The following is a 7582-nucleotide window of genomic DNA, read 5'->3' on the forward strand; positions in this document are numbered from 1 at the left end:
CGGAGGCCTGGTTCCGGCTGATGACGAAGGGGTGCCACCGCGGTCGCGGAGGCACCCCTTTCGCGGTCCTGCCCCGGTCAGCGCAGCGTCGCACTCCGCGTCTCGGGGGCGTTGAACGCCATGAACACGACGGCGAGGACCACGAGGCCCCCGATGAGCGCGAAGGTCAGCGGCAGCCCGAGGTAGGGCCACAGGAGCGTGCCGAAGATCAGCGGCACGAGGCCCGCGCCGATCCTCGAGATCGTCGACGCCCAGCCGAAGCCGCTGCCCCTGAGCTCCGTCGGGTACAGCTCCGAGACGTACGTGTACAGCACCGGGATGGCCACCTGCACCACGAAGCCGAAGCCCAGCAGCCAGGCCGTCGCGACGGCCGGCAGGTCGAGGGTCAGCGCGAAGGCCACGAGGAGCGCGGCGGAACCCGGCCCCGTGATGGCGAGGAGCCACTTGCGGCCCACGCGCTCGACGAGGAGGGCGGCGGCGATAACTCCGAGGAAGCCGACGCCCGTCATGAACGTGGTCGTGATGAACGCGACCGACTGCGCGTAGCCGGAGGCGATGAGGATGCGCGGCATCCAGGTCAGCGCCCCGTAGTAGACGAGGAGGATGGTCAGGAAGAGGCTCCAGGCCGTGAGGGTGATGCGCCAGTTGTAGCGCCACAGCCCGGTCAGCTGACCCGAGATGCTGCCCAGCGAGAGCCGCGGCGTCTCCTCGGGGTCCGGCAGGCGCCACTCCTGCTGCTTGCCTCCGGTACGGGCGACGAGGTCGTCGATGACGGCCCGGGCCTCCTCGCGCCGGCCGCGCTGGACGAGGTAGAGAGGGGACTCGGGCACGCCGCGCCGCACCCAGAACACGAGGAGCGCGGGAAGCACCATGACGAGCATCGCGTAGCGCCAGTCGCCGAACTGCGCGACGACCGCCGTCGTCACCACGCCGCAGAGGAAGGCGCCGACGGGCCACCAGGCGTCCATCGCGGTGAGGACCCGCCCGCGTTGGCGGCGCGGTGTGAACTCGCCCACGAGCGCGTAGTCCACGGGGATGCAGCCGCCGAGGCCGAAGCCGGCCAGGAAGCGGAAGACGCAGAACCAGACGATGTCGGGGGAGAACGCCCCGAGCACGGTGAAGACGGAGAAGACGAGCAGGGTGAGGGTGAAGGCCCTCTTGCGCCCGATGATGTCCGCGACGGACCCCCAGGCGAAGGCGCCGACGGCCATGCCGATCAGGTTCGACGTCGCGATCCACGCCGCCTGGCCGGGGACGAGGCCCCAGTCCCCGATCAGCAGGGGGATCAGATACGCGTTGAGGGTCACGTCCCAGGCGTCGAACATGAAGCCGAGGCCGCCGATGAGGAAGATCTTCCCCTGGACCTTCCAGCGCCAGGGGAGGTCCTGTACCACCTGGTCGCCGGTGGGGAGCTGTGTATTGACGTTCATGATGCCTTCGGAGAGGGTGCTGTTCTGCCAGAACTGTACCGCCAGGCACCCGGGTCCCTGTGCCGCCACCTCGCGACCACGCAGGGCCGCACCTATAGACTTGGGGCGACCCCCAAGCGACGTTACTGACGGAGATCTGCGTGAGCCTGACCCACCTTGACCGTGTCCCCATCCGTCGAGCACTCATCTCGGTGTTCGACAAGACAGGCCTGGAGGAGCTGGCGCAGGGCCTCCACCGCGCGGGCGTCTCGATCGTCTCCACCGGCTCCACCGCACAGCGGATCGCCGCCGCGGGTGTCCCGGTCATGGAGGTGTCCGAGGTGACGGGCTTCTCCGAGACCCTCGACGGACGCGTCAAGACACTGCATCCCAAGGTCCACGCGGGCATCCTCGCCGACCGCCGCCGCCAGGAGCACGTCGACCAGCTCGCGGAACTCGACATCGAGGCGTTCGACCTCGTCGTCGTGAACCTCTACCCGTTCGTCGAGACGGTGCGCTCGGGTGCGGCGCCCGACGACGTCGTGGAGCAGATCGACATCGGCGGCCCCGCCATGGTCCGCTCGGCGGCCAAGAACCACCCGTCGGTCGCCGTCGTCGTCGACCCCGCCCGCTACGGCGACGTGGTCACCGCCGCCGCCGAAGGAGGCTTCGACCTCAGGGCCCGACGTCGGCTGGCGGCGCTCGCCTTCGCGCACACGGCCGCGTATGACACCGCCGTCGCGTCCTGGACGGCGGAGCAGTTCGACACGGACGACGACGCCTTCACCTGGCCCGGCTACGCGGGCCTGGCGCTCGAGCGCTCGGAGGTGCTCCGCTACGGCGAGAACCCCCACCAGCAGGCCGCGCTCTACGTGGAGAAGGGTGCGACCCCGGGCATCGCCCAGGCGGACCAGCTCCACGGCAAGGCCATGAGCTACAACAACTTCGTCGACGCGGACGCAGCCCTCCGCGCCGCCTTCGACTTCGCCGAGCCCGCCGTCGCGATCATCAAGCACGCCAACCCCTGCGGTGTCGCCGTCGGTTCGGCCGATGCGGACGATCCCATCGCCGACGCCCACGCCAAGGCGCACGCGTGCGATCCGGTCTCCGCGTTCGGCGGGGTGATCGCCGCGAACCGCGAGGTCACCGCCGGGATGGCCCGGACCGTCAAGGACATCTTCACGGAGGTCGTGATCGCCCCCTCGTTCTCCGAGGAAGCCGTCGAGATCCTCTCGCAGAAGAAGAACATCCGGCTGCTGACCCTGCCGGAGGGCTACGGCCGGAACCCGGTGGAGTTCCGCCAGGTCTCCGGTGGCGTCCTCATGCAGGTCGCGGATACCCTCGACGCCGACGGCGACGACCCGGCCGGCTGGACCCTCGCCGCCGGTGAGGCGGCCGACGACGCCACCCTCGCCGACCTCAGCTTCGCCTGGAAGGCCTGCCGCGCTGCGAAGTCCAACGCGATCCTGCTGGCGCGCGACGGCGCGTCGGTCGGCGTGGGCATGGGGCAGGTCAACCGCGTGGACTCGTGCCGGCTCGCCGTCGAGCGGGCGAACACCCTCGCCGGGACCGAGCGCGCGCGTGGCTCCGTCGCGGCGTCCGACGCCTTCTTCCCCTTCGCGGACGGACTGCAGATCCTGCTCGACGCCGGTGTCCGCGCCGTCGTCCAGCCGGGCGGATCGGTGCGCGACCAGGAAGTGATCGACGCGGCGAATGCCGCCGGCGTGACCCTGTACCTGACCGGGGCGCGGCACTTCTTCCACTGATGATTCCCGCAGGACGCCGGCGGCTGCTACGGCCGGTGACCTGCGAAACCCGCCCGTCAACGCCGTCGTCCCCTGCCTGCCCGCCGTTAGGCGCAGCCTGGAGACCTCGGTAAGTTAGAGCCGATGGGCAACCCCCAACCCGACCGCACAACGCAAGAGCACCAGGGAGAGCCAACCCATGGCCAAGATCATCTACACCCATACCGACGAAGCGCCGATGCTGGCCACCTATTCGTTCCTGCCGATCATCGAGGCGTTCGCGTCCACGGCCGGCGTCGAGGTGGAGACCCGCGACATCTCGCTCTCGGGACGCATCATCGCGCTCTTCGGTGACCACCTCACCGAGGACCAGCGGATGGCGGATGCGCTCGCCGAACTCGGCGCACTGGCGAAGACGCCGGAAGCGAACATCATCAAGCTGCCCAACATCAGCGCGTCCATCCCGCAGCTCAAGGCGGCCATCGCGGAGCTCCAGTCCCAGGGCTACGCCCTTCCGGACTACCCCGATCACCCCTCCACGGACGAGGAGAAGGATGTCCGCGCCCGCTACGACAAGGTCAAGGGCAGTGCCGTGAACCCCGTCCTCCGCGAGGGCAACTCGGACCGTCGCGCTCCCGCGTCGGTGAAGAACTACGCGCGCCAGAACCCGCACAGCATGGGCGCCTGGACTCCCGAGTCGAAGACGAACGTCGCGCACATGACGAGCGACGATTTCCGCTCCAACGAGCAGTCCGTCGTTCTGCCCGCGGAGGGCACCATCTCGATCCAGCACGTCGCCGCCGACGGCACGGTGACCGAGCTCAAGGGTGCCTTCCCCGTGCTGGCCGGCGAGGTCGTCGACGGAACGGTCATGCGGGCCGACGCGCTCAACAGCTTCCTCAAGGCGCAGGTCGCCCGCGCCAAGGAGGAGGGCGTGCTCTTCTCGGCCCACCTCAAGGCCACCATGATGAAGGTCTCCGACCCCATCATCTTCGGCCACGTGGTCCGTGCCTTCCTGCCCGAGCTCTTCGAGACGTACGGTGAGCAGCTGACGGCCGCCGGCCTGAGCCCGAACAACGGCCTGGCCTCGATCCTCGGCGGACTCGACAAGCTTCCCGAGGACGTGCGCGAAGGAGTGCAGCAGGCCATCTCGAAGGGCATGGAGGACGGCCCCGCGATCGCCATGGTCGATTCCGACAAGGGCATCACCAACCTGCACGTGCCGAGCGACGTCATCGTCGACGCATCCATGCCGGCGATGATCCGCTCGTCCGGCCACATGTGGGGACCGGACGGCAAGGAAGCGGACACGCTGGCCGTCATTCCCGACAGCAGCTACGCCGGCATCTACCAGGTGGTCCTGGACGACTGCCGCGCCAACGGCGCCTTCGACCCGACCACCATGGGTACCGTGCCGAACGTCGGCCTCATGGCCCAGGCGGCCGAGGAGTACGGCAGCCACGACAAGACCTTCGAGATCCCGGCAGCCGGCAAGGTCCAGGTCATCGACGCCGAGGGCACGGTGCTGATCGAGCACGACGTCGCACCGGGCGACATCTGGCGCGCCTGCCAGACCAAGGACGCCGCCATCCGTGACTGGGTGAAGCTCGCCGTGACCCGCGCACGCGCCTCCGCGACGCCGGCCGTCTTCTGGCTGGACCAGGGCCGGGCCCACGACGCCAACCTCATCGCTAAGGTCACGGAGTACCTGACGGAGCACGGGACCGACGACGTCACGCTCGAGATCATGACGCCCGTCGACGCCACCGCCTTCACGCTCGAGCGCATCCGCAAGGGTGAAGACACCATCTCGGTGACGGGCAACGTGCTCCGTGATTACCTGACCGACCTGTTCCCCATCCTCGAACTCGGTACCAGCGCCAAGATGCTCTCGGTGGTTCCGCTGATGAACGGCGGCGGGCTCTTCGAGACCGGTGCCGGCGGGTCCGCTCCCAAGCACGTGCAGCAGCTCGTGAAGGAGAACCACCTCCGCTGGGACAGCCTGGGAGAGTTCCTCGCCCTCGCCGTGAGCTTCGAGCACCTGGCGACGTCGACCGGTAATGCGCGCGCGCAGATCCTCGCCGACACCCTCGACCGGGCGACCGGCACCTTCCTGCTCGAGAACAAGTCGCCCAGCCGTCGCGTCGGCGAGATCGACAACCGCGGCAGCCACTACTTCCTCGCCCGCTACTGGGCCGAAGAGCTGGCCAAGCAGGAGCAGGACAGGGATCTGGCAGAGAGCTTCTCACGCGTGGCCGAGGCGCTGACGGGCAACGAGGACACCATCGTGTCCGAGCTGCTCGCCGTGCAGGGCTCGCCCGTCGACATCGGGGGCTACTACCACCCCGACGTCACCAAGGTCACCGAGGTGATGCGTCCGTCGGCGAAGCTGTCCGAGGTCCTCGCGATCCTCGCGAAGTAGCTTTCCGCACCTGATCCATCAGCCGATGCACCGCTCCTGCGGTGCATCGGCTGATGTCTCTAAGCCAGAAGTGTTTACAGCGCGCGCCGTGCCGGTCTATGGTTGCCTCAGGTCTCAGCCGGGGGGTGGAAGTGCGATGAAGATGCGAAAGCGTCGGTCTCTCGCCTCCACTGTGCGCTTTTCGCTCCTGGCAGGAGCCGGAGCCCTCGGCTGGATGGCCATCGGAGCCACCGGTGCCTCGGCTGCTGCACTGCCTGCCGATTCCGGGCTCCTCGGCTCGGTCACCGGCGCAGTCGAGTCGGCCGCCGCACCTGCCACAAGCACACTGTCGGCACTGACGGCCCCGCTGCAGGAGGCTTCGGCTCGTGCCTTTCCTGCCTCCGCCGGCTCGCAGCCGCTGCTGCAGGACCTCCCCGTGCTGCCCGACGTCGCAGCGCTGGTGCCCCAGCTCGCCTCCCAGCCGGCGGGGACCGTTCTCACACCGGTTACCCGCCTTGTCGACGGAGTGGTCGCAGAGGTCCCCATCGTCCAGTCGGTGATACCCGCCGAAACGGTCACAGGGGTTACCGCTCCCGTCGTAGGTGCCGTGGACAGTGTGGTCGGCGGTGTCACCCAGCCCGTGATGAACGTGGTGGCACCCGTGGTGGACGTCATCGATCCCGTCGTCGACGTCGCCCTGCCGGTCCCGGAGCTTGCCTCGCCTGCTCCGGTGGTGCCTGGTCCAGCTCCGATAACGAACGTCCTTCCCGACCTCGACCAGTCGCCCTCCGTCCCGACCTCGGCTTCTCCGCCGGCGTCCTCGGAAGTATCAGGCGCCGACGTCGACCCCCTGCCTGCTGAGCCCAGCATCGGAACCTCCAGCAGCTCTGCCGCAGCAGGCAGCTCAGGCACGGGTGTCGAGGCGGACGGCGTCGCGGTGCTGCGGGCATTCCTGCCGACGGCGGATTCCTTCAGCGCCGCTGTTCCGGCCGGGATCTTCGATGCCGCCGTCCTTCCGGCGTTGGTCGAAGCGGCCCAGGCCGTTCAGGAGATTCCGGGCTTGCCAGGGGTCCCTCTGTCCGCGGCCGGCGTCCTGTCTTCCATGACGGGCACCGGGTCCGCAGCGCCCCTCGTCGCCCTCAGCGGCGCGGCGTTCCTGATCTTCCTGCTCCTCACCGGCGTCGGTCGGCACTCGGCCGGGTCCGTCCTACCGTCGAGCCCCAGCTTCGATCCCGGCTCATCTCCTGATTAGTGGTGGCCTCGCCGTGCTTCTTGCGCGGCTGACGGCTCATGGTGCCAAGGGCACTTTCCAATCCACTTTGATCCACAGGAGAACATCATGCGTACATGCGTGCAGCGAGGGCTTTACGGAGTCCTCCTAGCCGGGGGCGTCGTCGTCCTCGGAGCAGGAACAGCGACAGCCGCGGACCTGTCAACAGGAAGCTCCGGGGCCGATACGAGCCTCAGCGCCGTGATCACGGCGCCCCTCCAGCCCGGCACGACGAGCGGCTCGATCATCCAGGAGGCCGCGGTGGCCCTGGAGGGTTCACTCGACCTGAACCTTGGTGCCGGCAACAGCGGACTGCTCGAGGGCGGAATCGCGAACGGCAACCTGGTCGTACCTGAGATGGTCGTCCCGGTGAACGTGTCGGGGAACTCGGTGTCACTCATCGGGGACTCCTCCTCGACCGGAGAATCGGTCACCACCGGTACGACCGGTGCTACGACGAGCGGTATCGCGCCGGCCCACACCGATGCAGGAATCCTCAACGGGAACGTCATCGGTCCAGAAGCCGCGGTGCCGGTGAACGTGTCGGGGAACTCGGTGTCGGTGATCGGGGATTCGTCCTCGACCGGTGATGCCGGTTCGACCGGATCAACGGTCGGTGGCAGCACGGGTGGCAGCACCGGTGGCACGACGGATGGCGGGCTGCTCAACGGCGGCATCCTGGACGGCAACGTGGTCTCGCCTGAGGTTGTGGTGCCGGTGAACGTGTCGGGGAACTCGGTGTCGGTGATCGGGGATT

At 68.6% G+C, this 7582-nt stretch carries 5 protein-coding genes; 4 read left to right on the forward strand and 1 reads right to left on the reverse strand.

The window, feature by feature from the left end:
* Nucleotides 1-77 precede the first annotated feature (77 nt).
* Nucleotides 78-1430 carry an MFS transporter gene (locus ACIQCY_RS14050; RefSeq protein ID WP_400484518.1) on the reverse strand — a complete coding sequence of 451 codons (1353 nt, stop codon included), beginning with the start codon at nt 1428-1430 and terminating at the stop codon, nt 78-80.
* Between the two features lie 140 nt (nt 1431-1570).
* Between ACIQCY_RS14050 and purH the strand changes: the two genes are divergently transcribed.
* The 4 genes from purH to ACIQCY_RS14070 all read left to right on the forward strand — a co-directional run.
* The gene (gene purH / locus ACIQCY_RS14055) at nt 1571-3175 is read left to right on the forward strand and encodes a bifunctional phosphoribosylaminoimidazolecarboxamide formyltransferase/IMP cyclohydrolase (protein ID WP_400484519.1); all 1605 of its coding nucleotides are present in this window, start codon (nt 1571-1573) and stop codon (nt 3173-3175) included.
* A 178-nt stretch (nt 3176-3353) separates the two neighbouring features.
* On the forward strand, nt 3354-5576 hold the full coding sequence (locus tag ACIQCY_RS14060; RefSeq protein ID WP_400484520.1) for an NADP-dependent isocitrate dehydrogenase: 2223 nt from the start codon (nt 3354-3356) through the stop codon (nt 5574-5576).
* A 172-nt stretch (nt 5577-5748) separates the two neighbouring features.
* Nucleotides 5749-6807 (forward strand): hypothetical protein, encoded by a 1059-nt coding sequence (locus ACIQCY_RS14065; protein WP_400484521.1) that lies wholly within the window; start codon nt 5749-5751, stop codon nt 6805-6807.
* An 87-nt stretch (nt 6808-6894) separates the two neighbouring features.
* The coding region (locus ACIQCY_RS14070; RefSeq protein ID WP_400484522.1) for a hypothetical protein at nt 6895-7582 on the forward strand (688 nt) is incomplete at its 3' end.

It is taken from the genome of Arthrobacter sp. NPDC092385, from assembly GCF_044755105.1.
Taxonomy (GTDB): Bacteria; Actinomycetota; Actinomycetes; order Actinomycetales; family Micrococcaceae; genus Arthrobacter_D.

Excerpts from the sequence above, each read along its gene's own strand:
- ACIQCY_RS14050 (WP_400484518.1), bottom strand. The coding sequence starts at position 1,430 with ATGAACGTCAATACACAGCTCCCCACCGGCGACCAGGTGGTACAGGAC.
- ACIQCY_RS14060 (WP_400484520.1), top strand. The coding sequence starts at position 3,354 with ATGGCCAAGATCATCTACACCCATACCGACGAAGCGCCGATGCTGGCC.